Consider the following 23,109-nt stretch of genomic DNA (forward strand, 5'->3'; position numbering starts at 1 on the left):
GAGGTTCCTCACCATGCCCGAATACAACGCCCCGCTGCGCGACCTGCGCTTTGTCCTGCATGAGGTCTTCGACGCCCCGTCCCTCTGGGCGCGCCTGCCTGCGTTGGCCGAACGGGTCGATGCCGATACCGCCGACGCAATCCTGGAAGAAGCGGCCAAGGTCACCGGGCAGCTCATCGCCCCGCTCAACCGCAGCGGCGACGAAGAAGGCGCGCAGTGGCATGCGGGCATGGTCAGCACCCCGGCGGGCTTCAAGGAGGCCTATGGCACCTACATCGAAGGTGGCTGGGTAGGGCTTTCCGGCAATCCCGACTTCGGCGGTCTGGGCATGCCGAAGATGCTTGCCGTGCAGTTCGAGGAAATGCTCTACGCCGCGAACTCCAGCTTCGCCCTGTATTCCGCGCTGTCCTCCGGCGCTTGCCTGGCGATCGACGCCCACGCCAGTGCCGACCTGAAACAGACCTACCTGCCCCCGATGTACGAAGGACGCTGGGCCGGCTCCATGTGCCTCACCGAACCACAGGCTGGTACCGACCTCGGCATCATCCGCACCAAGGCCGAACCCCAGGCCGACGGCAGCTACCGCGTCACCGGTACCAAGATCTTCATCACCGGAGGCGAGCAGGACCTGACCGAGAACATCATCCACCTGGTACTGGCCAAGCTGCCGGACGCGCCGGCTGGTCCGAAAGGCATCTCCCTGTTCCTGGTGCCCAAGGTCATGGTCAGTGCGGACGGATCCCTCGGCGAGCAGAACGCCGTGTCCTGCGGCTCCATCGAACACAAGATGGGCATCAAGGCCTCGGCCACCTGCGTCATGAACTTCGACGGCGCCAGGGGCTGGCTGATCGGCGAAGCCAACAAGGGCCTGGCGGCGATGTTCACCATGATGAACTACGAGCGTCTGTCCATCGGCATCCAGGGCATTGGCTGCGCCGACGCCTCCTACCAGGCCGCCGTGGCCTACGCCCGCGAGCGCATCCAGAGCCGCGCACCCACCGGCCCGGTGGCGCAGGACAAGGTGGCCGACCCGATCATCCATCACCCCGACGTGCGCCGCATGCTGCTCAGCATGAAGGCCATGACCGAGGGCGGCCGCGCCTTCGCCTGCTATGTCGGCCAGCAACTGGACCTGGCCAAGTACACCGATGACAGCGACGAACGCACGCGCGCCGAGGCCCTGGTGGCCCTGCTCACTCCGGTGGCCAAGGCCTTCTTCACCGACACCGGCCTGGACAGCTGCGTGCTCGGCCAGCAGGTGTTCGGTGGTCACGGCTACATCCGCGAATGGGGCCAGGAACAACTGGTGCGCGATGTACGCATCGCGCAGATCTACGAAGGCACCAACGGCATCCAGGCCCTCGACCTGCTGGGTCGCAAGGTAGTGGCCAATGGCGGCGCCGCGCTCAAGCTGTTCTGCGCCGAGGTGCGCGCCTTCGCCAGCCAACCTGCCACGCCCTACTCCGCCGAGCTGCTGGAAGCACTCGGGCGCCTGGAAGGCACCAGTGAATGGCTGCTGGCCCAGGCCAGCCGCAGCCCCAACGAAGTGGGTGCGGCCTCGGTGGAATACCTGCAGCTCTTCGGCCATGTGGCCTACGCCTGGCTGTGGGCGCGCATGGCTGCCGTAGCCGAGGCGCGTCAAGCCGAGGACGAGGCCTTTTACGGTGCCAAGCGGGCCACCGCCGAGTTCTTCTTCCGCCGCCTACTGCCGCGCACCCTCGCCCTGGAGGCCAGCATCCGCGCTGGCGCCGAGCCGCTCTTCGGTCTTTCCAGCGAACAGTTCTGACGTTTGAGCGTGGCGCGGCCTGGGCTCCTTTGGGCCGCGCTCTTTTATTCCGCTGTACCTGAAAAAACAACAACAAGAGGAATCATGATGACCCGTAATCCCCTCACCACCGTCCTACTGCTGTCCGGCGGCGCCCTCGGTCTATCCGGCACCGCCACAGCGGACTTCATCAAGGATTCGAAAGCCAGCCTGGAGCTGCGCAACTTCTACTTCAACCGCGACTTCCGCCAGCACGCCGCGCCGCAGGCCAAGGCCGAGGAATGGGCGCAAGGCTTCCTCCTGCGCTACGAGTCGGGTTTCACCGAAGGCAGCATCGGCGTGGGCCTGGACGCTATCGGCCTGCTGGGCGTGAAGCTGGACTCCAGCCCCGACCGCGCCGGCTCCGGCCTGCTCAAGCGAGATCGCGAAGCACCCAAACGCGCCCAGGACGAGTACGGTGAGCTGGGCCTGACCGCCAAGCTGCGGGCCTCGAAGAGCACCCTCAAGCTCGGCACCCTGATGCCCAAGCTGCCGGTGCTGCTGGCCAACGATTCGCGCCTGCTGCCGCAGACCTTCGAGGGCGGCCAGCTCAATTCCCTGGAGATCGACGGCCTGACCTTCGACGCCGGCCGCCTGCGCCAGGTGAACCAGCGCGATTCCTCCGATTACGAGGACATGAGCATTACCACGGTGGGCGTGAAGAACATCCGCGCCCGCCAGACCACCAGCGACGCCTTCGACTTCGCCAACCTCAGCTACAAGTGGAACGACGCCCTCACCACCGGCTACGGCTTCGGCCGCCTGGACGACTTCTACCGCCAGCACTACCTGAGCCTGAACCACCTGTTGCCACTCGGCGATGGCCAGAGCCTGAAGAGCGACCTGCGCTTCGCCCGCTCTACCGACGAGGGCGGCAGCAACGTCGACAACAAGGCCTTCGGCGCCATGTTCACCTACGGTATCGGTGGCCACGCCCTGGGCCTGGGCTACCAGCACATGAGCGGCGACACCGGCTTCGCCTACGTCAACGGCAGCGACGCCTACCTGGTGAACTTCGTGCAGATCAGCGACTTCGCCAACCGCGAGGAGCGCTCCTGGCAAGCGCGCTATGACTACAACTTCGCGGCCGTGGGGATTCCGGGGTTGACCTTCATGACCCGCTACCTCAGCGGCGACGGCGTGGAACTGGGCGCCGGTCGCGAGGACGGCAAGGAGTGGGAACGCGACACCGACATCGCCTACGTGGTGCAGAGCGGGCCGCTGAAAAACCTCGGCGTGAAGTGGCGCAACGCCACGGTACGCTCCACCAACTTCGGCAACGACCTCGACGAGAACCGCCTGATCCTCAGCTACACCCTGCCGCTCTGGTAAGGGGTCACCGTGGCATCCCGCCAGCATTTGTAGGAGCGAGCTTGCTCGCGAACCTTCCGAGCCAGACCCTTCGCGAGCAAGCTCGCTCCTACATCACAACGCTCCGAGCCAACCCCGGCACCCGGCTAACCCGCTGCACCTGTAGGAGCGAGTTCTGCTCGCGAACCTTCCGAGTCAGACCTTTCGCGAGCAAGCTCGCTCCTACACAGAAGCTGTGCTGCGTATTTCGATCGACCTACGGCATCCATCCTACGGCGTTCCCGGCAGCACCCACCTACACGCAGGTTGCGGTTGAGCTACGCGAAGCCCAACGAACGCGCGTCCCGGCAGCCAAGCACCATCACTGCTTGTAAGGGTCCAGAACCGCTTCCTTCGGGCCCTTCAGCATCCACACCACCAGCTTCGCCGGTTTGGAGTCGCTGGCATTGCGCGATTGCAGGTGGACGCTGCCAGCGGGCTCGTACCAACTTTCGCCCGCCTTGTAGTGCTTGGCTTCTTCGCCCTTGAGCTGGGAGATCACCTCCCCTTCCTCCACGTAGGCATACACCGAACCCGCATGACTGTGAGCCACGGAGCGCTGCCCCGGCGCATAGTCCACGGTCAGCAGGATCGCCTGCTTGCCAGGTGCATTGAGCAACTCGTGATCCTGCAGGATGGTGACTTGCTCCTGGCCCTCGCCCGCTTCGTGCGCATAGGCCAACGGAACGTTCAACAGTGCCAGGCCGGCGGCCAGCACACTCAAGGTCTTCAGGTTGCGCATGGTGGCCTCACTCACTCGGGATTTTGCGGAAACCGACTGCCAGCCGGTTCCAGGAATTGATGGTGCTGATTGCCACGGTCAAGTCCACCTGCTCGCGCTCGCTGAACTCGGCGGCCAGCTGCGCGTAGTCCTCATCCGGGGCGTGGGTTTCAGAAAGACGCGTCAGGGCTTCGGTCCAGGCCAGGGCGGCACGCTCGCGCGGGGTGAAGAAGGGGCTCTCGCGCCAGACTGCCACCGCATAGAGACGGCGCTCGGTTTCCCCGCGCTTGCGGGCATCCGAGCTGTGCAGGTCGACGCAGAAGGCGCAGCCGTTGAGCTGCGATGCACGCAGCTTCACCAGCTCCAGCAGCGGCTTCTCCAGCGGCAATTTGCTCACCGCAGCATCCAGGGCGAGCATCGCCTTGAGGGCATCGGGGGAGGCGGCGTAGAAATCCAGGCGGGGTGTCATCGGGGCATCCTCAGGGTGGGAAGGGATGCCTCCAAACTACTGCTGGCGGTGTCTTTGACCTACGGCCAATTGGCCTGAATACGGGGAGGCCAATCCTGATAAATCAGGCGGTCGCAGATCACCTGTAGGGGCGAATTCATTCGCCAACCGGACCGAAGGTTCGGCGCTTGGGCTTGGCCGTGGCAGCTGTGCAGCCATTGGCGATTGAAATCGCCCCTACAAAATACGGTCAGGCTTTCAGCTTGTGTGTCCAGTCCAGCAGGCTGCGCCACAGGCAGATGCCCACGAAGTAGGCCGAGGCCAGCCACCAGATGCCCAGCACCAGGGATTTGTAGAACGGGTGCTGGAGAATGAGCAGCATGCTGCTGATCATCCACACGAAGGTGACCACGATGTTCAGCGGCATCAGCTTGCGTACCCGGAACGGGTGGAGGAACTTCAGTTTGGTCAGTGTCAGCGCTGCGAGGACGCAGATCAGCAGCAGGCTTACCACCGCCGGCGGATCGATGATCCAGATGTACAGCGCCACCACGTTCCACGCAGCGGGGAATCCCACGAAGTAGTTATCGCTGCTCTTCATGTTCAGATTGCAGAAACAGAACAGCGACGACACCAGGATCAGGCTCACCGCCACCAGCGCCGTGTGCTCCGGCAGGTCGATGTAGCGGTAGATGAAGATGGCCGGAATGAACACGTAGGTGAGGTAGTCGATCACCAGGTCCAGGGTCGAGCCGTCGAAATTGGGCAGCATGGTGCTGGTCTGTACACGCCTGGCGAGGGTGCCATCCAGACCGTCTACCAGCAGGGCGGCGCCGAGCCAGAGGAGGCAATCGCGGGGCTGGTTGTCGAACAGGGCGAGAATGGCCATCAGGGCCAGCACAACGCCGGTGGCAGTGACACCGTGAGCGGACCAGGCCTTGGCTTTATTGACGACACTTATGTTGGTGGACACGAGGCAGCTCTGCTCTAAATGGTGGGCGACAGAATCGATAGACCGCGATTATGCGTTAGCTTCTCAAATGCCTTCAGAGTTTTGTGAAGCCGGCCATGTCGTTTTCAGACATCTTCACCTTGCATATTCGAGCCTAGGTCATCCGCGCCAGACGGCAATACCGGTCGGCGGCGCGATCATCCGAAAAACGGCCCCCATCGGCGCGGACTTGCAGCCCGAATCCCAAGGCGGCACCCTTGCGCCCTTTCCAACCTGATCGACTGCCATGAGCGCCCCATCCGATCCCACCCGCTGCCCACTTTGCGGCCAGAGCAACCAGTGCACCCAGGCTGATCCTGCCAGGAGTGGCGAGGCATGCTGGTGTTTCGACGCAAAGATCGACCCGGCTGTGATCGACAGGATTCCTCCGCAGGACATCGACCGCACCTGCCTCTGCCCCCGCTGCGCGCGCGCGTTGCCACCCGATGCACCAAGCTGATGCGCCTTGATCGATTTTTGAGCAATTTCCCGGAATTCAGCCGTCTCGATGCGCGCCTGCTGCTGGCCGCCGGTCGGATTCGAGTGGATGGCCAAACAGTTACCGACAGCCGCGTCGAGGTCCGGGAATTCAGCCGCGTCGAGCTCGACGATCGCCTGCTCCAGGCCGGCAAGCCAGCCCGCTACTTCATGCTCTACAAGCCTTCCGGCCATGTCAGCGCCACCGAGCACCCGGAGCATCCGACGGTGCTCGACCTGCTGGACGAGCCCGACAAACACGAGCTGCACCTGGGCGGACGCCTGGACCTCACCACCACGGGCCTGGTGCTGATCACCAACGACGGACTCTGGTCGCGCCGGCTCACCCTGCCCGGCAGCAAGCAGCCCAAGGTCTACTACGTGGAAACCGAGCAACCCATCGGCGCGGAGTACATCGACATCTTCGCCCAGGGGCTCTATTTCGCCTATGAAGGGCTGACCACCCTCCCCGCCCAGCTGGAAATCCTCGCCCCCCGTGCAGCCCGGCTGACCCTCCATGAAGGCCGCTACCACCAGGTCAAGCGCATGTTCGGTCACTTCCAGAACAAGGTCGTACGCCTGCACCGCGAGAGCGTCGGCCCGCTGAAGCTTGACGCCCACATGCAGCCAGGCGACTACCGGTCGCTCACCGCCGCGGAAGTGGCCTGCTTTTAGCTAGAACACTCGTGAGTCACATCGGGATCGAATAACCCGACGAACTGCAAGAATTTTTCCTTTCAATACGCTTGCGAGTGAAATCATGGCCTGCTTAAATCGAACCCAAGGTCAGAGCGTGACCAAAGAGTCACGCCGACCGTCTAAGCGTTCCCTGCGGTCTCCTGTGCTCTGCACTCGTAGGTTCCCTGCCTGGTTAGAAGACTCGTTCGGTGCCCTGAAAGCGCCGGACTACCTCGTCTTTTCTCGACCTATCCGCTTGATAAATAAAGAATTTTAAAAATTCCCGCCTGACATTCGATTGTCATCGAAAGGCGTTTTCCTACTGCCAAGACTTAGAGCGGACCAAGCCGTTGAGAGGGCCCGCATGACCCATCTGCGCCAGGAGGAAACGACATGAGGCCGGAAACCGCCATCGTCGAGATTCACAGCCAGTACAAGGTTTACACGGAGTTCTACGGCAACCCGGAAGCCAGGGAGACCATCATTCTGGTCAACGGCTCCTTGTCGACGACCGCCTCGTTCGCGCAGACAGTGAAATACCTGCAACCGCATTTCAACGTGGTGCTCTTCGACGAGCCCTATGCCGGCCAATCCAAGCCGCATAACGACAACTCGCGCTTCATCGGCAAGGAGACCGAGGCCGACATCCTCCTCCACCTGATCGAGCACTTCCGGGTGGACTACCTGATGTCCTTCTCGTGGGGCAGCGTTTCCGCCCTGCTCGCCCTGGCCCAGTGCCCGGCTCGGATCAAGAAGGCCATCGTCACCTCCTTCTCGCCCATCCTCAACGCGCCGATGATGGACTACCTCAACCGTGGCCTGGATTGCCTGTCCGCCATCGATCGTGACGCCGTGGGCCATCTGGTCAACAACACCATCGGCAAATACCTGCCGAGCCTGTACCAGCGCTTCAACCACAAGCACTGCAGCAGCCTCGACGATCACGAATACCTGCAGATGCACCACCACGTGTGCCAGGTGCTGAACATGGATTCGCGCTGCTACGTGGATTGCCTGGCCAATGTCGACATCCCGCTGCTGTTCATCAATGGCGACCGGGATGAGTACACCTCCGCAGAGGATGCCCGCCACTTCGCCAAGCACGTGCGTGATTGCCAGTTCGCCACCATCGACAACGCCGGCCACTTCGTCGACGTCGAAACCAAGGCCGCCTGGCTGCAGACCCAGCAAGCCATGCTGGGCTTCCTCAAGACTCCGGCCACCAAGGGCATGGCTCGCCCACAGGTTGCCGACTACCAGGCAGTAGCCGTTTGAACGCGTGGCCGCCCGGACAGGCGCAAGTATTTTCAGTAACTTGTGGCTGCCCCGGGCTTCACCTCGCCCGCGCCTTCTGGTAAAAAGGGCACCCTTCGCGGGCGTCGTATAATGGCATTACCTGAGCTTCCCAAGCTCATGACGAGGGTTCGATTCCCTTCGCCCGCTCCATAATCCTCACGGAACCGCTCTAGCATGGGCCTTCCGCGACGGCTTTGAGGCAAATGGGTAGCTGTCAGTCCAAGAAATTCCATTTCTGAGGACTTACCCATGTCTAAACCCACGCAACGCATCCCCCATCTGGTCTTCACCTCCGGTGTCGGCTTCCAGTACTACTTCGCCCTGCCAAAATCGATGAGCCAGATCCCGGGCCTGCCCAAGGCCGTGCGCTGGTCGCTCGGCTCGCACCACGAGACCGCCAAGCAACTCGCCGAGAAACTCAATGCCGGTTTTGGAAAGCTGGTGGCGAAGGCACCCGGCCTGAGTGCGCAGCAGGTGCTGCAGCAACTGGAACAGCTGCGCACCCTGAACTACCGGGCGCTGCACTCGCTGGACCTGCCCCTCGGCTCGCTGCCCCCCCGCAGCAGTTGGCACTTCAGCCCTTCACGGCGGGCTATCACCGCCTGGAGATTCTGGAAAGCCTGCGGCCGGTGGCCTTCAAAGACGGCGAGCAGTATTTCGCCGCCCTGGACGCGCCACTCAGCAAACCCGGCGCCAGCCAGATGCTTCTCGACTTCAAAACTTGGGGGGTTCCGCTCGGAACGCAAGACCTGAAGCGTGCTCGTTGGCGCACGGCCTTTTTGCTCGAAGCACTGCACCAGCTCAGCAAGTGGCCGGGCGATGGTTACGCGCATGCGAGCGCACCCAAACCGGATCAGGTAAAAACTGCTGGTACGCTGCTGGTAGGATTGAAGATCGCCGGCAGGAGAATCGGCTGGAAGCCGCGGAATATATGGCGTCCCAGAGTGGGTTCGAACCACCAACCTTCCCCTTAGGAGGGGGATGCTCTATCCAATTGAGCTACTGGGACGCGGCACTCGCCAATTGCTGGCGAGGTCCGGAGGACGGGCGGCATGTTAGCGACGTCCGTGCGTTTTGTCATGCCTCGCGGGACCAGTGTCCCGCGAGGCCTTCACCTCAGCGGCCGAAGCGTTCTTCGGCCAGGCTATCTGCCACGGCGGTGGTGGTGCGGCCTTCGCTGTCGGCGCGAACGAAGATTTCCCGCAGGGTCTCGCCGATACCTTCGACATGCTGGCGCAGCGCCGTTTCGCTGCCGTTGCTGCGCTCGTACCAGACGTCGATGATGCCACCGGCATTGATGGCGTAGTCCGGTGCGTAGAGGGTGCCGCGACGGCGCAGCTCCTCGGCCAGGCCCGCGTCGGCCAGCTGGTTGTTGGCGGCGCCGGCGATGATGGGCGCGCGCAGGGCTTCGAGGGTCTGCGGGTTGATGATGCCGCCCATGGCGCACGGCGCGAAGACGTCCACATCGAGGCCGTAGATTTCGTTCTGCCCCACTACCTGGGCGCCCAGTTGCTCGGCGGCTTTACGGGCGTTGGCTTCGTGGATATCGCAGACCCAAAGCTGGGCGCCCGCCTCCTTGAGGTACTGCGCCAGGCTGAAGCCCACCTGGCCAACGCCCTGGATGGCCACGCGCAGGCCGGTCAGGTCGTCACGGCCGAGTCGGTGCTTCGCTGCCACGCGGATGCCGACGAAGGTGCCGTAGGCGGTGGACGGCGACGGGTTGCCGTCACGCACGCCGCCACCCAGGGCTTCGCGGGTGCCGGCGCCGGCCACGTGGCGGCTGCGCTCGGCCATGATGCGCATCTCGGTGACGCCGGTGCCGGAGTCGGCGGCGGTGATGTAGCGGCCACCCAGGCTGTCGACGAAATCGCCCATGGCCTGGAACAGCGCTTCGCTCTTGTCGCGGTGCGGGTCGCCGATGATCACGGCCTTGCCGCCGCCCAGCGGCAGGTTGGCCAGGGCGGATTTGTAGGTCATGCCACGGGACAGGCGCAGCACATCGCGCAGGGCCTGTTCGTCGTTCAGGTAGGGCCACATGCGGCAGCCGCCGAGGGCCGGGCCGAGGTTGCTGTTGTGGACGGCAATGATGGCCTTGAGGCCGGTGGCCTTGTCGTGGCCGAAGACCACCTGCTCGTGATGATCGAACTCGACATGGGTGAAGACGGACATGGAGGTACCTCTGTTTCGGTAGAGATGTGTATCAAGTCGAAGAGCGCCCTCTCCCCCGGCCCCTCTCCCGTATGCGGGAAAGGGGGGAGGTCTGGGGGCGTAATTGGGTTCAGGCAGCCGGATCGAACAGGTGCAGCACCTGAATTTCGCTGGCGGTGAGACGGGCGCGAAGCTGCTTCTCCTGCTCGCGGACCTTGGCCAGGGCGCGATCCTTCACCGGGCCGTAACCACGGATCTGCTCCGGCAGTTCGGCGAGGGCGACGGCGGCGGCGTAGTTGCTCGGCTTCAGCTCCTTGATGAGCAGGTCGACCGTGGCCTCGTACCCGGCGATCAGCTCGCGCTCGACCTTGCGCTCCTCGCTATGGCCGAAGGGGTCGAAGGCGGAGCCACGCAGGAACTTGAAGCGCGCCAGCACACCGAAGGCCTTGAGCATCCAGGGTCCGAAGCGGCGCTTGCGCGGTTCGCCGGTGACCGGGTCGGGCTTGGCCAGCCAGGACGGCGCCAGGTAGAACTCCAGGTGGAAGTCACCCTCGAACTGGGCTTCGAGCTGCTTGCGGAAGGCATCGGCGCTGTAGAGGCGCGCCACTTCGTACTCGTCCTTGTAGGCCAGCAGCTTGGCGTAGTAGCGAGCAACGGCGCGGCTCAGGGCCTTGTCTTCACCGCTGTCGGCCTGACGCACACGCTCCACCAGGGCGCGGTAGCGCTCGGCGTAATCGGCGTTCTGGTAGGCACGCAGGTGATCGGCGCGGTGCTGGATGATTTCTTCCAGGGTTTCGCAACGCGGTGCTTCCACTTCCGCCGGTTTGGCCAGCTTTTCCACCGCCACGAGGTCGTGGGCGGCGCGGCGACCCCAGAGGAACGCCTGCCGGTTGAGGGTGACCGACACGCCGTTGAGTTCGATGGCTTTATCGATGGCTTCGGCAGAGATCGGCACCAGGCCGCGCTGATAGGCAAAGCCCAGCATGAACAGGTTGGTGGCGATGCTGTCGCCGAGCAGGCGGGTGGCCAGGCGCGTGGCGTCGACGAAGTGGGTCTTGGCACTACCGACAGCTTCTGCCAGCGCGTCGCGCATGGCCTGGCCGGGCACCTGGGCATCGGGATTGCGGGTGAATTCTGCGGTCGCGGCCTCATGGCTGTTGACCACCGCGTGGGCGATTCGGTCGTTGAGCTTGGCCAGGGCCTCTTCGCTGGCCGCCACCACCAGGTCGCAACCCAGCAGCAGGTCGGTCTCACCAGCGGCGATGCGCACGGCGTAGATGTCGTCCTGTTTGGCGGCGATGCGGATGTGGGTGATCACCGGGCCGAACTTCTGCGCCAGGCCGGCCTGGTCGAGGACGGTGCAGCCTTTGCCTTCGATGTGAGCGGCCATGCCCAGCAGCGCGCCGACGGTGGTCACGCCACTGCCGCCAACGCCCGGCAGGAGGATGTTCCAGGGACGCTCCAGGCTCGGCTGGCGCGGTTCGGGCAACGCTACGAAGAGCGCCTTGGCACCGGCGGCCTCGGGCTTGCGCAGGCTGCCGCCATGCACGGTGACAAAGCTCGGGCAGAAGCCTTCAACGCAGGAGAAGTCCTTGTTGCAGGCGTTCTGGTCGATCTGGCGCTTACGGCCCAGTTCGGTTTCCAGCGGCAGCACGGACAGGCAGTTGGATTTGACGCTGCAGTCGCCGCAGCCTTCACACACGGCCGGGTTGATGAACGCGCGCTTGGCCGGGTCCACCAGCTTGCCGCGCTTGCGGCGGCGACGCTTTTCGGTGGCGCAGGTCTGGTCGTAGATCAGCACCGACACGCCCTTGAACTCGCGCAGCTCGCGCTGCACGGCATCCAGTTCGCGGCGATGGTGGAAGGTGACGATGGGCGCGAAGGTATCGCGAGTCGGGTACTTCTCCGGCTCGTCGGTGACCAGGGCGATGCGTTTCACGCCTTCGGCGAAGACCTGATGACTGAGCTGGTCGACGCGCAGTTCGCCGTCGATGGGCTGGCCGCCGGTCATGGCCACCGCGTCGTTGTAGAGGATCTTGTAGGTGATGTTGACCCCGGCGGCGACGGCCGCGCGCAGGGCCAGTTGACCGGAGTGGAAGTAGGTGCCGTCACCCAGGTTCTGGAAGATATGCGGGGTATCGGTGAAGGGGGCCTGGCCGATCCAGGTGGCACCCTCCCCGCCCATCTGCGTGTAGGTGTCGGTGTTACGGTCCATCCACTGGGTCATGTAGTGGCAGCCGATACCGCCCTGGGCGCGGCTGCCCTCGGGCAGTTTGGTGGAGCTGTTGTGCGGGCAGCCGGAGCAGAAGTGCGGCGTGCGGGTGGTCGTGTGCTTGGGCGCGGCCAGGGCTTTTTCCTTGGCGGCGAGGAAGGCCAGGCGGGATTCGATCTGCTCGCTGGAGTAGATCGGCGCCAGGCGCTTGGCGATGACGCGGGCGATCATGGCAGGGGTCAGTTCGCTGAGGTTGGGCAGCAGCGAGGTGCCCTCTTCGTCGAACTCGCCCACGACGCGCGGGCGTTTATCCACAGGCCAGTTATAGAGCTGGCCAGTAACCTGGTCCTCGATGACGCTGCGCTTCTCTTCCACCACCAGGATTTCATCCAGGCCTTCTGCGAATTCGTGGACGGAGACGGGCTCCAGCGGCCAGCTCATGCCGACCTTGAGCACGCGCAGGCCGACCTTGGCACACAGCTCTTCGTCCAGGCCCAGGTCATTCAGGGCTTGGCGCACGTCGAGGTAGGACTTGCCGGTGGTGATGATGCCGAGGCGCGGGTTGGGCGAGTCGAGCATCACCTGGTTGAGGTTGTTGGCGCGGGCGAAGGCACGGGCGGCGTAGATCTTGTACATGTTGAGGCGCTTTTCCTGCGCCAGGGGCGGGTCCGGCCAGCGGATGTGCACGCCGTCTTCCGGCAGGACGAAGTCTTGAGGAATCTGCACATCAACGCGCAGCGGGTCCACTTCCACCACGGCGGAGGAATCGACGTTCTCGGCGATGGTCTTGAGCGCCACCCAGCAACCGCTGTAACGCGACAGCTCCCAGCCGATGATCCCGTAGTCGAGGATTTCCTGGACGTTGGACGGGTTCAGCACGGGAATGGAAGCGCCGATGAAGGCGTGCTCGCTCTGGTTGGCGATGCTGGAGGATTTGCAGCCGTGGTCGTCGCCGGCCAGCAGCAGGACGCCGCCATGAGGCGATACGCCAGCGGAGTTACCGTGCTTGAAGACGTCGCCGCAGCGATCCACACCCGGACCTTTGCCGTACCACATGGAGAACACACCGTCGTAGCGGGCACCGGGGAACAGGCTGGTCTGCTGGCTTCCCCAGCAGGCGGTGGCGGCCAGTTCTTCGTTGACGCCGGGCTGGAAGTGGACGTGGTTTTCCTTGAGGAAGGACTTGGCTTCCCAGAGGCTCTTATCGAGGTTGCCGAGGGGCGAACCGCGGTAGCCGGAGATGAAGCAGGCGGTGTTCAGGCCGTGGGCCTTGTCACGTTGCTTCTGCAGCATCGGCAAGCGGGTGAGTGCTTGGGTGCCAGTGAGGTAGAGGTGACCGGTTTCGAGGCGGTATTTGTCATCCAGGCGGATCTCGGCCAGAGACATGCAGGCGCTCCTTTTATTTTTATGGCGACCTTGATGGCAACGGTGAGTGCCATCTTGTGTTCAGTCCGAAGCAGGATCGCTGCGTCGGACGCGTGCCAAGACTATGACCGGACAGTGCTGATTTTTTCTTTCTATTTTCGGGCTCCAACGCCAGACTTGCGCATGATCCTTCCAACAAAAACAAGATTTCGGACTGACTCATGCAAAACCCTCTGAGCCCCATCGACCGCAAGATTTTGCGCCTGCTGCAGCACGACGCCGACCTTTCCGCCGCCGAAGTGGCCGAAAGGGTTGAGCTGTCGCAATCACCGTGCTGGCGGCGGATTCATCGCATGCAGGAGGAAGGACTGATCGAACGCAAGGTGGCCCTGCTCAATCCGAAACTGCTGGGCTTCTCGATCACGGTGTTCGTCAACATCAAGCTGTCCGCCCACGGCCGCAACAACCTCACCGAGTTCGAAGAGGCCATCGTCGGCTATCCGGAAGTGCTGGAGTGCTACACCATGGCCGGCGGCTCGGACTACCTGTTGAAAGTGGTGGCCAAGGACATCGCCAGCTATGAACGCTTCCTGCGGGATCAACTGCTGCAACGACCCCATGTGCTGGAGGCGCACTCGAACATCGCCATGAGCGAGGTCAAGCGCACCACGGAGCTGCCGTTGGATTGAGGACCTTTTTTTAGCGCCGCAGGGCCGACGCGCAGCAGATCGTAAATAGGCTCCTAGGGCTCAGGCCGAGTCGGGCCAGGCGACGGGCCGGTGCTCTTCGATGAGCCGCAGCAGGCGCTGGCAGGTCTCGGCGATGGAGCCGGAATTGTCCAGCAGGCAGAGGTCGTCGTTCTCACCGGCCAACAGGGTGTCGGCGAATCCGGTGTTGCGGGCCAGGCGGGCTTCGATCTCCTCCGCCGACTCACGGCCGCGAGCATGCAGACGCCGACGCAGTACCTCGTCTTCAACCGTCAGCAGCACGGCCAGCAGGTGCGGGTAGCGCCGACGAGCTTCGGGCAGGTAGCCACGGGAGCCGTTGACCAGCACGTCGTCGCCTCCTTCCAGCCAATCGTCGATCAGGCGGGGAATGCCGTAGGACAGTCCATTGGCGTACCAGCTCATGGCGAAGTCGCCGCGCTCTTCGCGCTCAGCGAAAGCTTCGGGACTGACCGCCTCGGCAAGCTCTCCTTTCGCTTCCGCAGAACGAGTGATGACCCGGCGCGCTACGCGGCAGCCCTGCGCGCCCGCCTGCTCTCGCACGGCATCGAGCAGGCTGTCCTTGCCGGAACCGGAAGGGCCTATCAGGTAGATGAGCCTGCCTTTCATGGGTGCACCTGGAGGAATGGGAAATGGCCATGGATCACGGCCGGAATTCGAAGCAAATCACAGATGAAAATTTTGAACCGCTTTCATGACAGCGCAAAGGATTCTTTTGCACAGGGCATGGTCTGACAACTGCAGCTACCCTTAAACATGATGGCCAGACAGCATCATCCTGCCTTCATGGACCTTGAATGGGGCTTCGAGGGGCAATGCGGCTGTCGGACTGTGGTCAATGATGGTTATAGAGCGGTGGAATCGGCCTTTGGGAATTGTCTGGAAAGTGTTCAGCCACTCGCAATTCGGACAATTGGTGCTGGCCAAAAGCCTCTATTACGATCACAATCTGACACCAATTTGACGTCAAGGAAACGTTTTTCCGACCTTAGGGTCATACCGACTCGAATCGCGAAACTGGTTGAACAATTGCTGCTAAGAACAGTCAAACCGGTGACAATCTTGCAGCTCATTGCCAGCATCGCTTTCCTGAACTAACCGGTTGAATGTATGCGCCCTATGAAACAGGCTATCTATTCCAGTCGCACGGCTGACAAATTCGTCGTTCGCCTCCCCGAGGGTATGCGAGAGCGCATCGCTGTCGTGGCCCGCAATCACCATCGCAGCATGAACTCCGAAATAATCGCCCGCCTGGAGCAGAGCATGCTCCAGGAAGGCGCACTGGACGAAGGCGTCTCCATGCGCCTGGACAGCCCGGAGCTGACCCTGCACGAGCGCGAGCTGCTGCAGCGTTTCCGCCAGCTCTCCCGGCGCCAGCAGAATGCCCTGGTTGCCCTGATCGCCCACGATGCGGAACTGGCGGCAGAGGAATCCTGAGGCCACCCGCATTGAATGAAAGACCGGCGATTGCCGGTTTTTTCATGCCCGCGATTCCGGAACTGCGTCTGGGATGATCGCAAAAACGAAGAAGCCGCCCTGTTGAGGCGGCTTCTTTATTGGTTCGATTGTCAGAGCAGGAAGAGCGTGGCCAGCCCCAGGAAGATGAAGAAGCCACCGCTGTCGGTCATGGCTGTGATCATCACGCTCGACCCCATCGCCGGGTCGCGCCCCATGCGCGTCAGCGTCATCGGGATAAGTACGCCCATCAGCGCTGCCAACAGCAGGTTGAGCGTCATCGCCCCGGTCATCACCACGCCCAGCGACCAGTTGCCATAGAGGTAGTAGGCGACGGCACCGATGACCCCACCCCAGATCAGGCCATTGATCAGCGCAACGCCCAATTCCTTGCGCAGCAGGCGCGACGTGTTGCCGGGGCCCATCTGGTCCAGGGCCATGGCGCGGACGATCATGGTGATGGTCTGGTTTCCCGAGTTGCCGCCGATACCGGCAACGATCGGCATGAGCGCCGCGAGCGCTACCAGCTTCTCGATGGAACCTTCGAACAACCCGATCACGCGGGACGCGATGAAGGCGGTGACCAGATTGACCGCCAGCCAGGCCCAGCGGTTGCCGACCGACTTCCACACCGAGGCGAAGATGTCTTCTTCTTCACGCAGACCGGCCATGTTGAGCACTTCGGTCTCGCTCTCCTCACGGATCAGGTCGACCATTTCGTCGATGGTCAGACGGCCGATCAGCTTGCCGTTCTTGTCCACCACCGGCGCCGATACCAGGTCGTAACGCTCGAACGCCTGGGCAGCATCGTAGGCGTCCTCATCCGGATGGAAGCTCACCGGGTCGGTGGCCATCACTTCGGCCACTTCCTTGTCCGGGTCATTGACCAGCAGACGCTTGATGGGCAACACGCCCTGGAGGACGCCGTCGTAATCCACCACGAAGAGCTTGTCGGTGTGGCCGGGCAATTCCTTGAGACGGCGCAGGTAGCGCAACACCACTTCGAGGGCGACATCATCGCGGATGGTGACCATCTCGAAGTCCATCAGCGCGCCGACCTGGTCTTCCTCATAGGACAGCACGGAGCGAACACGCTCACGCTGCTGCGCATCGAGGGACTCCATCAGCTCATGGATCACATCCCGCGGCAATTCGGGCGCGAGGTCGGCCAGTTCGTCGGCGTCCATCTCCTTGGCGGCCGCGAGCAGCTCGTGATTGTCCATGTCCGCGATCAGCGTTTCGCGGACCGCATCGGACACTTCAAGGAGGATGTCGCCGTCGCGCTCGGCCTTGACCAACTGCCAGACCGTCAGACGGTCCTGGAGCGGCAGGGCTTCGAGGATGTGGGCGATGTCGGCAGGGTGCAACTCGTCCAGCTTGCGCTGCAGTTCCGCGAGGTTCTGGCGATGGACGAGATTTTCAACGAGGTCGCGATGCTGGCCTTCCTGACGATGCGTCAGGTCTTCCACCAGCTTGTGGCGATGCAGCAGTTCGATTACCTGGGCCAGGCGGTCCTGCAGGCTCTCTTGCGGCTTTTTGGCTTCTACTTCAGTCATATAGCGCGCTCCACCCCCAGTGGCAGAGCACGCCAGAAGGGGTCAGAAAGTCATTTCGCGATTGTGCAATCGGGATTCTGAGTAACTACTGGGTAAGTCCATGATGGTTGTCCGAATGCCCCGGCGGGGCTGACCGCGCAATGATAACACCGCCTTTAGACTCACGCGTTACAAAATCATGGAAAGAACAATCGCTTGCATCGCAAAGCTGGGATTGCCGTCACCCTCCTGCGACGACGGCACCCATCTGTAGGACACGCCCGCGCGTGGAGATTCAGCGGATACCCTCGAGAGCCCATGCCAAGGAGACGGCACCATGAAACGACTCTCGATATTCATCCTTACCGCCCTACCCTGCTGGTCGCAGCCCCCACTGGAAGCGGCATCGGTCTTCCGCTGCAGCGACGCCGAGGGCAACGTCAGCTTCAACCAGCATGGCTGCCCAACAGACAGTCAGGTCGAACGACATCGCACGCGAACGCCGAATCTCTTGAGCAGCGACCCGATACTGAACGAAGGGAGCGACTCGCATTTTCCGATTCAGAAATGGGAAAGCCCTGAACGCTTTCAGGAAATAGTAGTGGTCGGTGAGCGAGAGGAGGTGTGCGGCGACATGATTTCAGCGCAGGAAAGGCGCAAGGCGATCATTCGCAAACAGATTCGCAGCGGCATGACCCGCACGGATGTGGAAAGCGCCCTAGGCAAGCCAGACCGTATCAGCGGAAGCAATGGCAAGTTGCGCTACCACTACAAGCCGAAGAAAGGCGTCAGCTACCAGGTGGCATTCGACACGAACGGCTGCGTGAAAGAGGGGAAATAACGCGCAAAAGAAAAGGGCCTGCATTTCTGCAGGCCCTTTCGGTATGGCGCACTCAGGAGGATTCGAACCTCCGACCGCCCGGTTCGTAGCCGGGTACTCTATCCAGCTGAGCTATGAGTGCGCAGTTGGTGTTTTTAGACCAGATCACCGCTGGTTTCTTCAGGACCCTGGCAACGCCGCGGATCTTGGAAGATGGCGCACTCAGGAGGATTCGAACCTCCGACCGCCCGGTTCGTAGCCGGGTACTCTATCCAGCTGAGCTATGAGTGCGTTGTGGGCGCGCATTATAGGGATTTTTTTGCTTCGGTCAACTGCTTTTTTGATAAGTTTCAATAACTTATCGATCTAGCACCTAACCACCCCTACAACACTAAATAATGGCGGAGAAGGGGGGATTCGAACCCCCGACACCCTTTTGAGGTGTACTCCCTTAGCAGGGGAGCGCCTTCGGCCACTCGGCCACCTCTCCGCAACACGGGGCGCATGATAACCATGTTTTCCCCGTTTGCAAAGCCAAAAATTGCAGAAAAATTAGTGGCTTGGTTCTTGGTCTTTCTCTTTCTGTATGCGCTGGTAAATTTCCTCACGGTGCACGGCAACCTCTTTGGGAGCATTGACACCAATGCGCACCTGGTTACCTTTCACCCCAAGCACGGTCACAGTGACATCGTCACCCACCATCAGGGTCTCTCCGACCCGGCGAGTCAGAATCAGCATTCCTTTCTCCTTACGGATTCGTTTCGGGACAACAGTCTGCAAAAAAGAAATGGTTACGGCCCCAGAACGAACTGCCGCTGGAGCTTACACCCAAGTATTGACCAGCCCCGGCAAAAGGAAAGTTCCACCGTAGCAGCCAAAAACGACAAAAGGCGCGGGGTGAGCCGCGCCTTTTGAAATTTGCCTTACTCGCCCTGTCGGGTCGGGGCGTCCAGCTCGAACGCAGTGTGCAGCGCGCGCACCGCCAGTTCGAGGTATTTCTCTTCGATGACCACGGACACCTTGATTTCCGAAGTGGAGATCATCTGGATGTTGATGGTCTCCTTGGCCAGGGCTTCGAACATACGGCTGGCCACACCAGCATGGGAGCGCATGCCGACACCCACGATGGAGACCTTGGCGATCTTGGTGTCGCCGATCACTTCACGGGCGCCGAGTTCGCTAGCGGTCTGCTCCAGCACGCGCTGGGCATTCTGGTAGTCATTGCGGTGCACGGTGAAGGTGAAATCGGTGGTGTTATCGTGCGCCACGTTCTGCACGATCATGTCGACTTCGATGTTGGCGGCACTGATCGGGCCCAGGATCTTGAAGGCCACGCCGGGGATGTCCGGCACGCCACGGATGGTCAGCTTGGCTTCGTCGCGATTGAAGGCGATGCCGGAGATGATCGGCTGTTCCATGGATTCCTCTTCATCAAGGGTAATGAGGGTACCCGGACCCTCCTGGAAGCTGTGCAGCACGCGCAGCGGGACATTGTATTTGCCGGCGAACTCCACCGAACGGATCTGCAGCACCTTGGAGCCGAGGCTGGCCATTTCCAGCATCTCTTCGAAGGTGATCTTGTCCAGGCGCTGAGCCTGGGGCACCACGCGCGGGTCGGTGGTGTAGACACCATCTACATCGGTGTAGATCTGGCACTCGTCGGCCTTCAGGGCCGCTGCCAGGGCTACGCCGGTGGTGTCGGAACCGCCACGACCGAGGGTGGTGATGTTGCCGTGCTCATCCACACCCTGGAAGCCGGCAACCACGACAACGCGGCCAGCCTTGAGGTCGCCACGGATCTTCTGGTCGTCGATCTGCAGGATGCGCGCCTTGTTGTGGGCGCTGTCGGTGAGGATGCGCACCTGGTTGCCGGTGTAGGAAACCGCCGGCACACCGCGCTTGATCAGAGCCATGGCCAGCAGGGCGATGGTCACCTGCTCACCAGTGGAGACCATTACGTCCAGTTCGCGCGGTACCGGCTGCTCGCTGATCTGTTTGGCCAGATCGATCAGGCGGTTGGTTTCGCCGCTCATGGCGGAAACCACGACCACGATGTCATCGCCGCCTTCGCGGAACTTTTTCACCTTCTCGGCCACCTGCTCGATGCGCTCGACAGTGCCGACCGAGGTCCCCCCAAACTTCTGTACGATCAAAGCCATTTCAAAAGCCGCCTAATCCCGTGAAGGGCGCCCATTAAACAATCAACGCAGAACACTGCCAAGGCCCGCCGGGCGTGGGGCGGACCGTTGGTGGCGGGCCTTAGAGGCCCTGTTCGACGAACGGTGCAGCCAGGGCCAGAGCCTGTTCCAGGGCCGCAGCGTCGGTACCGCCGCCACGCGCCATGTCAGGGCGACCGCCGCCCTTGCCGCCAACCGCTGCCGCGGCCTGCTTCATCAGATCACCGGCTTTGAGTTGGCCGGTCAGGTCCTGGGTGACACCGGCGACCAGTGTCACCTTGCCCTCCAGCGCACCGCCGAGCAGGATCACCGCGCGGCCGAGCTTGTTCTTGAGTTGGTCGACCAGCGCCAGGAGCGCGTCGCCGTCCAGTCCGTCCAGTCGCGCAGCCAGCACCTTCACGCCTTTGATATCGATGGCGGAAGAAGCCAGGTCGTCGCCGGCAGCACTGGCCGCCTTGGCCTTGAGCTGCTCCAGCTCTTTCTCCAGCTGGCGGTTGCGCTCCAGCAGCGCGGACAGTTTATCCAGCAGGTTGTCGCGGCTGCCTTTGACCAGGCCCGCGGCTTCCTTGATTTGTTCTTCGGCACCGTTCAGGTAGGCCAGGGCAGCAGCGCCGCTCACGGCTTCGATACGACGCACGCCAGCCGCGACACCGCCTTCGCTGGTGATCTTGAACAGGCCAATGTCGCCGGTACGGGATACGTGGGTACCACCGCAGAGTTCGACAGAGAAATCGCCGCCCATGGTCAGAACGCGCACCTGGTCGCCGTACTTCTCACCGAACAGGGCCATGGCACCTTTGGCCTTGGCGGTGTCGATGTCGGTCTCTTCGGTCTCGACTTCGCTGTTCTTGCGGATTTCGGCGTTGACGATGTCTTCCAGGGCTTTCAGTTGCTCGGGCTTGATGGCCTCGAAATGGCTGAAGTCGAAGCGCAGGCGCTGACTGTCGACCAGGGAGCCTTTCTGCTGGACATGGTCACCCAGCACCTGGCGCAGCGCAGCGTGCAGCAGGTGGGTGGCGGAGTGGTTGAGGGCGGTTGCCTGACGAACGGTGGCATCCACCTGAGCGGTGACAGCGCTGCCAACGCGAAGGACGCCGTGATCGACCACACCATGGTGGAGGAAGGCGCCACCGGCCTTGGTGGTATCGCGCACATCGAAGCGCAGGCCGGTTGCAGCGATGAAGCCGCAATCACCCACCTGACCGCCGGACTCGGCATAGAACGGCGTGCGATCCAGGACCAGTACGCCCTCCTCGCCTTCTGCGAGTTGCTCGACGGCTTGGCCGTCCTTGAACAAGGCGACGACATTGGCATCGCCGTGAGTGCAGACGTAGCCGGTGAAATCAGTGTCGGCGTCGACCTTGACCAGGGCGTTGTAATCCATGCCGAAGGCGCTGGAGGCGCGGGACATTTCGCGCTGCTTGTCCATCTCGCGCTCGAAGCCTTCCTCGTCGAGGGTCAGGCCGCGCTCACGAGCGATGTCGCCCGTCAGGTCCATCGGGAAGCCATAGGTGTCGTACAGCTTGAACACCACATCGCCCGGGATCACGGTGCCGGAAAGGCCGGACAGGTCCTGTTCGAGGATGCGCAGACCCTGTTCCAGGGTCTTGGCGAACTGCTCTTCTTCAGTCTTCAACACGCGCTCGATGTGCGCTTGCTGCTGCTTGAGCTCGGGGAAGGCTTCGCCCATTTCGCCGGCGAGGGCCGCGACGATCTTGTGGAAGAAGGCGCCCTTGGCACCCAGCTTGTTCCCGTGACGGCAGGCGCGACGAATGATGCGGCGCAGCACGTAGCCACGGCCTTCGTTGGAAGGCAGTACGCCGTCGGCAATGAGGAAGGAGCAGGAACGAATGTGGTCGGCCACGACTTTCAGCGACGGCGCGTCGTCATTGGCGCAGCCGATGGCGTCAGCGGAAGCCTTCAGCAGGCTCTGGAACAGGTCGATCTCGTAGTTCGAGTGGACGTGCTGCAGCACGGCGCTGATGCGCTCCAGGCCCATGCCGGTGTCCACGCTCGGCGCCGGCAGCGCGTGCATCACGCCGTCCGCAGTGCGGTTGAACTGCATGAACACGTTGTTCCAGATCTCGATGTAGCGGTCGCCGTCTTCTTCCGGAGAGCCGGGCGGGCCACCCCAGATTTCCGGGCCGTGGTCGAAGAAGATCTCGGTGCACGGGCCGCAAGGACCGGTGTCGCCCATCGCCCAGAAGTTGTCGGAGGCGTACGGGGCGCCCTTGTTGTCGCCGATGCGCACCATGCGCTCTTCCGGCACGCCAACTTCCTTGGTCCAGATTTCGTAGGCCTCGTCGTCAGTGGCGTAGACGGTGACCCAGAGCTTGTCCTTCGGCAGCTTCAGCCAGTTGTCGCCAGTGAGGAATTCCCACGCGTAATGGATGGCATCGCGCTTGAAATAGTCGCCGAAGCTGAAGTTGCCCAGCATTTCGAAGAAGGTGTGGTGGCGCGCGGTGTAGCCGACGTTTTCCAGGTCGTTGTGCTTGCCGCCGGCACGGACGCATTTCTGGCTGGTGGTGGCACGGGTGTAGGCGCGCTTTTCCAGGCCAAGGAAGCAGTCCTTGAACTGGTTCATCCCCGCGTTGGTGAACAGCAGGGTCGGGTCGTTGCCCGGAATCAGGGAGCTGGAAGCGACACGGGTATGCCCCTTCTCTTCGAAGAAGCTCAGGAAGGCTTCACGGATTTCTGCGCTTTTCATAGGTTCTTCCACGGAAACTGCGGCCACGACGGCGGGTGCTAATCGTTATCGGCGAAGGGCGGCAAGCGGAAATCGGCGAAAAAGCAGCAGGTTCTCAAGAATATCCCGGCATTTAACGCCTGTTTCCCACGTTGCGCGCGAAACTCGCAGCCGTCTGGCGACAGGCATACGAATCACCGGCAAAGGGCCGCATTATATCG

Annotated in this window: 19 protein-coding genes and 5 tRNA genes; 10 read left to right on the top strand and 14 right to left on the bottom strand. The window is 62.4% G+C overall.

Annotated elements, in window-relative coordinates; translation table 11 throughout:
- Positions 1 to 13: 13 nt before the first annotated feature.
- Positions 14 to 1,786: an acyl-CoA dehydrogenase C-terminal domain-containing protein gene (locus DM872_RS19020; RefSeq protein ID WP_179060939.1), complete on the top strand. Its 1,773-nt coding sequence runs from the start codon at positions 14 to 16 to the stop codon at positions 1,784 to 1,786.
- Positions 1,787 to 1,873: 87 nt separating this feature from the next.
- The gene (locus DM872_RS19025) at positions 1,874 to 3,136 is read left to right on the top strand and encodes an OprD family porin (protein ID WP_179060940.1); all 1,263 of its coding nucleotides are present in this window, start codon (positions 1,874 to 1,876) and stop codon (positions 3,134 to 3,136) included.
- Positions 3,137 to 3,476: 340 nt separating this feature from the next.
- On the opposite strand, the gene DM872_RS19030 is transcribed toward DM872_RS19025, so the two are convergent.
- From DM872_RS19030 to pcsA, 3 genes are all read right to left on the bottom strand, one after another.
- Complete coding sequence (locus tag DM872_RS19030) at positions 3,477 to 3,896, bottom strand: cupin domain-containing protein (RefSeq protein ID WP_179060941.1); 420 nt, start codon at positions 3,894 to 3,896, stop codon at positions 3,477 to 3,479.
- Positions 3,897 to 3,903: 7 nt separating this feature from the next.
- Complete coding sequence (locus DM872_RS19035) at positions 3,904 to 4,344, bottom strand: carboxymuconolactone decarboxylase family protein (RefSeq protein WP_179060942.1); 441 nt, start codon at positions 4,342 to 4,344, stop codon at positions 3,904 to 3,906.
- A 229-nt stretch (positions 4,345 to 4,573) separates the two neighbouring features.
- Positions 4,574 to 5,296, bottom strand: coding sequence for a phosphatidylcholine synthase (gene pcsA / locus DM872_RS19040; RefSeq protein WP_179060943.1), 723 nt, complete (start codon positions 5,294 to 5,296; stop codon positions 4,574 to 4,576).
- Between the two features lie 265 nt (positions 5,297 to 5,561).
- Between pcsA and DM872_RS19045 the strand changes: the two genes are divergently transcribed.
- The 5 genes from DM872_RS19045 (at position 5,562) to DM872_RS19065 (ending at position 8,518) form a co-directional block, all read left to right on the top strand.
- Entirely contained in the window at positions 5,562 to 5,774 is a 213-nt protein-coding gene (locus tag DM872_RS19045) for a cysteine-rich CWC family protein (RefSeq protein ID WP_179060944.1), read from the top strand.
- Entirely contained in the window at positions 5,774 to 6,466 is a 693-nt protein-coding gene (locus tag DM872_RS19050) for a pseudouridine synthase (RefSeq protein WP_179060945.1), read from the top strand. The genes DM872_RS19045 and DM872_RS19050 overlap by 1 nt, the downstream gene beginning before the upstream one ends.
- Positions 6,467 to 6,862: 396 nt before the next feature.
- Positions 6,863 to 7,744, top strand: a complete 882-nt coding sequence (locus DM872_RS19055; RefSeq protein WP_179060946.1) for an alpha/beta fold hydrolase — start codon at positions 6,863 to 6,865, stop codon at positions 7,742 to 7,744.
- Positions 7,745 to 7,841: 97 nt separating this feature from the next.
- Positions 7,842 to 7,915: transfer RNA gene (locus tag DM872_RS19060), tRNA-Gly, on the top strand.
- Between the two features lie 99 nt (positions 7,916 to 8,014).
- Complete coding sequence (locus tag DM872_RS19065) at positions 8,015 to 8,518, top strand: hypothetical protein (protein ID WP_179060947.1); 504 nt, start codon at positions 8,015 to 8,017, stop codon at positions 8,516 to 8,518.
- Between the two features lie 179 nt (positions 8,519 to 8,697).
- On the opposite strand, the gene DM872_RS19070 is transcribed toward DM872_RS19065, so the two are convergent.
- From DM872_RS19070 to DM872_RS19080, 3 genes are all read right to left on the bottom strand, one after another.
- A tRNA-Arg gene (locus DM872_RS19070) sits at positions 8,698 to 8,774 on the bottom strand.
- 107 nt (positions 8,775 to 8,881) lie between these two features.
- Entirely contained in the window at positions 8,882 to 9,934 is a 1,053-nt protein-coding gene (locus DM872_RS19075; protein WP_179060948.1) for a Glu/Leu/Phe/Val dehydrogenase, read from the bottom strand.
- Positions 9,935 to 10,043: 109 nt separating this feature from the next.
- The gene (locus DM872_RS19080; protein ID WP_179060949.1) at positions 10,044 to 13,511 is read right to left on the bottom strand and encodes an indolepyruvate ferredoxin oxidoreductase family protein; all 3,468 of its coding nucleotides are present in this window, start codon (positions 13,509 to 13,511) and stop codon (positions 10,044 to 10,046) included.
- Positions 13,512 to 13,711: 200 nt separating this feature from the next.
- Here DM872_RS19080 and DM872_RS19085 point away from each other — a divergent pair, with 200 nt between their 5' ends.
- Positions 13,712 to 14,179: an Lrp/AsnC family transcriptional regulator gene (locus DM872_RS19085; protein WP_179060950.1), complete on the top strand. Its 468-nt coding sequence runs from the start codon at positions 13,712 to 13,714 to the stop codon at positions 14,177 to 14,179.
- A 60-nt stretch (positions 14,180 to 14,239) separates the two neighbouring features.
- On the opposite strand, the gene phnN is transcribed toward DM872_RS19085, so the two are convergent.
- A complete protein-coding gene (gene phnN / locus DM872_RS19090; protein WP_179060951.1) occupies positions 14,240 to 14,824 on the bottom strand; it encodes a phosphonate metabolism protein/1,5-bisphosphokinase (PRPP-forming) PhnN in 585 nt (194 codons plus the stop codon).
- A gap of 501 nt (positions 14,825 to 15,325) precedes the next feature.
- On the opposite strand from phnN, the gene DM872_RS19095 reads away from it, so the two are divergent.
- Positions 15,326 to 15,652, top strand: a complete 327-nt coding sequence (locus DM872_RS19095) for an Arc family DNA-binding protein (protein ID WP_041770386.1) — start codon at positions 15,326 to 15,328, stop codon at positions 15,650 to 15,652.
- 131 nt (positions 15,653 to 15,783) lie between these two features.
- On the opposite strand, the gene mgtE is transcribed toward DM872_RS19095, so the two are convergent.
- Positions 15,784 to 17,226 carry a magnesium transporter gene (gene mgtE, locus DM872_RS19100; protein ID WP_077527388.1) on the bottom strand — a complete coding sequence of 481 codons (1,443 nt, stop codon included), beginning with the start codon at positions 17,224 to 17,226 and terminating at the stop codon, positions 15,784 to 15,786.
- Between the two features lie 316 nt (positions 17,227 to 17,542).
- On the opposite strand from mgtE, the gene DM872_RS19105 reads away from it, so the two are divergent.
- Positions 17,543 to 18,046, top strand: a complete 504-nt coding sequence (locus DM872_RS19105; protein ID WP_179060952.1) for a DUF4124 domain-containing protein — start codon at positions 17,543 to 17,545, stop codon at positions 18,044 to 18,046.
- A gap of 44 nt (positions 18,047 to 18,090) precedes the next feature.
- On the opposite strand, the gene DM872_RS19110 is transcribed toward DM872_RS19105, so the two are convergent.
- From DM872_RS19110 to alaS, 6 genes are all read right to left on the bottom strand, one after another.
- Positions 18,091 to 18,167 (bottom strand) — tRNA-Arg (locus DM872_RS19110).
- A gap of 72 nt (positions 18,168 to 18,239) precedes the next feature.
- A tRNA-Arg gene (locus DM872_RS19115) sits at positions 18,240 to 18,316 on the bottom strand.
- Positions 18,317 to 18,424: 108 nt separating this feature from the next.
- A tRNA-Ser gene (locus tag DM872_RS19120) sits at positions 18,425 to 18,515 on the bottom strand.
- Positions 18,516 to 18,577: 62 nt separating this feature from the next.
- Positions 18,578 to 18,763 (bottom strand): carbon storage regulator CsrA, encoded by a 186-nt coding sequence (csrA, locus tag DM872_RS19125; RefSeq protein WP_003283978.1) that lies wholly within the window; start codon positions 18,761 to 18,763, stop codon positions 18,578 to 18,580.
- A 185-nt stretch (positions 18,764 to 18,948) separates the two neighbouring features.
- Complete coding sequence (locus DM872_RS19130) at positions 18,949 to 20,184, bottom strand: aspartate kinase (protein ID WP_179060953.1); 1,236 nt, start codon at positions 20,182 to 20,184, stop codon at positions 18,949 to 18,951.
- Positions 20,185 to 20,284: 100 nt separating this feature from the next.
- Complete coding sequence (gene alaS / locus DM872_RS19135) at positions 20,285 to 22,909, bottom strand: alanine--tRNA ligase (RefSeq protein WP_179060954.1); 2,625 nt, start codon at positions 22,907 to 22,909, stop codon at positions 20,285 to 20,287.
- Positions 22,910 to 23,109 lie beyond the last annotated feature (200 nt).

The sequence above is a fragment of the Pseudomonas taiwanensis genome (assembly GCF_013393345.1).
Lineage (GTDB): Bacteria > Pseudomonadota > Gammaproteobacteria > Pseudomonadales > Pseudomonadaceae > Metapseudomonas > Metapseudomonas resinovorans_C.

Excerpts from the sequence above, each read along its gene's own strand:
- DM872_RS19020 (WP_179060939.1), top strand. The coding sequence starts at position 14 with ATGCCCGAATACAACGCCCCGCTGCGCGACCTGCGCTTTGTCCTGCAT.
- DM872_RS19025 (WP_179060940.1), top strand. The coding sequence starts at position 1,874 with ATGACCCGTAATCCCCTCACCACCGTCCTACTGCTGTCCGGCGGCGCC.
- DM872_RS19030 (WP_179060941.1), bottom strand. The coding sequence starts at position 3,896 with ATGCGCAACCTGAAGACCTTGAGTGTGCTGGCCGCCGGCCTGGCACTG.
- DM872_RS19035 (WP_179060942.1), bottom strand. The coding sequence starts at position 4,344 with ATGACACCCCGCCTGGATTTCTACGCCGCCTCCCCCGATGCCCTCAAG.
- DM872_RS19045 (WP_179060944.1), top strand. The coding sequence starts at position 5,562 with ATGAGCGCCCCATCCGATCCCACCCGCTGCCCACTTTGCGGCCAGAGC.
- DM872_RS19050 (WP_179060945.1), top strand. The coding sequence starts at position 5,774 with ATGCGCCTTGATCGATTTTTGAGCAATTTCCCGGAATTCAGCCGTCTC.
- DM872_RS19055 (WP_179060946.1), top strand. The coding sequence starts at position 6,863 with ATGAGGCCGGAAACCGCCATCGTCGAGATTCACAGCCAGTACAAGGTT.
- DM872_RS19065 (WP_179060947.1), top strand. The coding sequence starts at position 8,015 with ATGTCTAAACCCACGCAACGCATCCCCCATCTGGTCTTCACCTCCGGT.
- DM872_RS19075 (WP_179060948.1), bottom strand. The coding sequence starts at position 9,934 with ATGTCCGTCTTCACCCATGTCGAGTTCGATCATCACGAGCAGGTGGTC.
- DM872_RS19080 (WP_179060949.1), bottom strand. The coding sequence starts at position 13,511 with ATGTCTCTGGCCGAGATCCGCCTGGATGACAAATACCGCCTCGAAACC.
- DM872_RS19085 (WP_179060950.1), top strand. The coding sequence starts at position 13,712 with ATGCAAAACCCTCTGAGCCCCATCGACCGCAAGATTTTGCGCCTGCTG.
- phnN (WP_179060951.1), bottom strand. The coding sequence starts at position 14,824 with ATGAAAGGCAGGCTCATCTACCTGATAGGCCCTTCCGGTTCCGGCAAG.
- DM872_RS19095 (WP_041770386.1), top strand. The coding sequence starts at position 15,326 with ATGCGCCCTATGAAACAGGCTATCTATTCCAGTCGCACGGCTGACAAA.
- mgtE (WP_077527388.1), bottom strand. The coding sequence starts at position 17,226 with ATGACTGAAGTAGAAGCCAAAAAGCCGCAAGAGAGCCTGCAGGACCGC.
- DM872_RS19105 (WP_179060952.1), top strand. The coding sequence starts at position 17,543 with ATGAAACGACTCTCGATATTCATCCTTACCGCCCTACCCTGCTGGTCG.
- csrA (WP_003283978.1), bottom strand. The coding sequence starts at position 18,763 with ATGCTGATTCTGACTCGCCGGGTCGGAGAGACCCTGATGGTGGGTGAC.
- DM872_RS19130 (WP_179060953.1), bottom strand. The coding sequence starts at position 20,184 with ATGGCTTTGATCGTACAGAAGTTTGGGGGGACCTCGGTCGGCACTGTC.
- alaS (WP_179060954.1), bottom strand. The coding sequence starts at position 22,909 with ATGAAAAGCGCAGAAATCCGTGAAGCCTTCCTGAGCTTCTTCGAAGAG.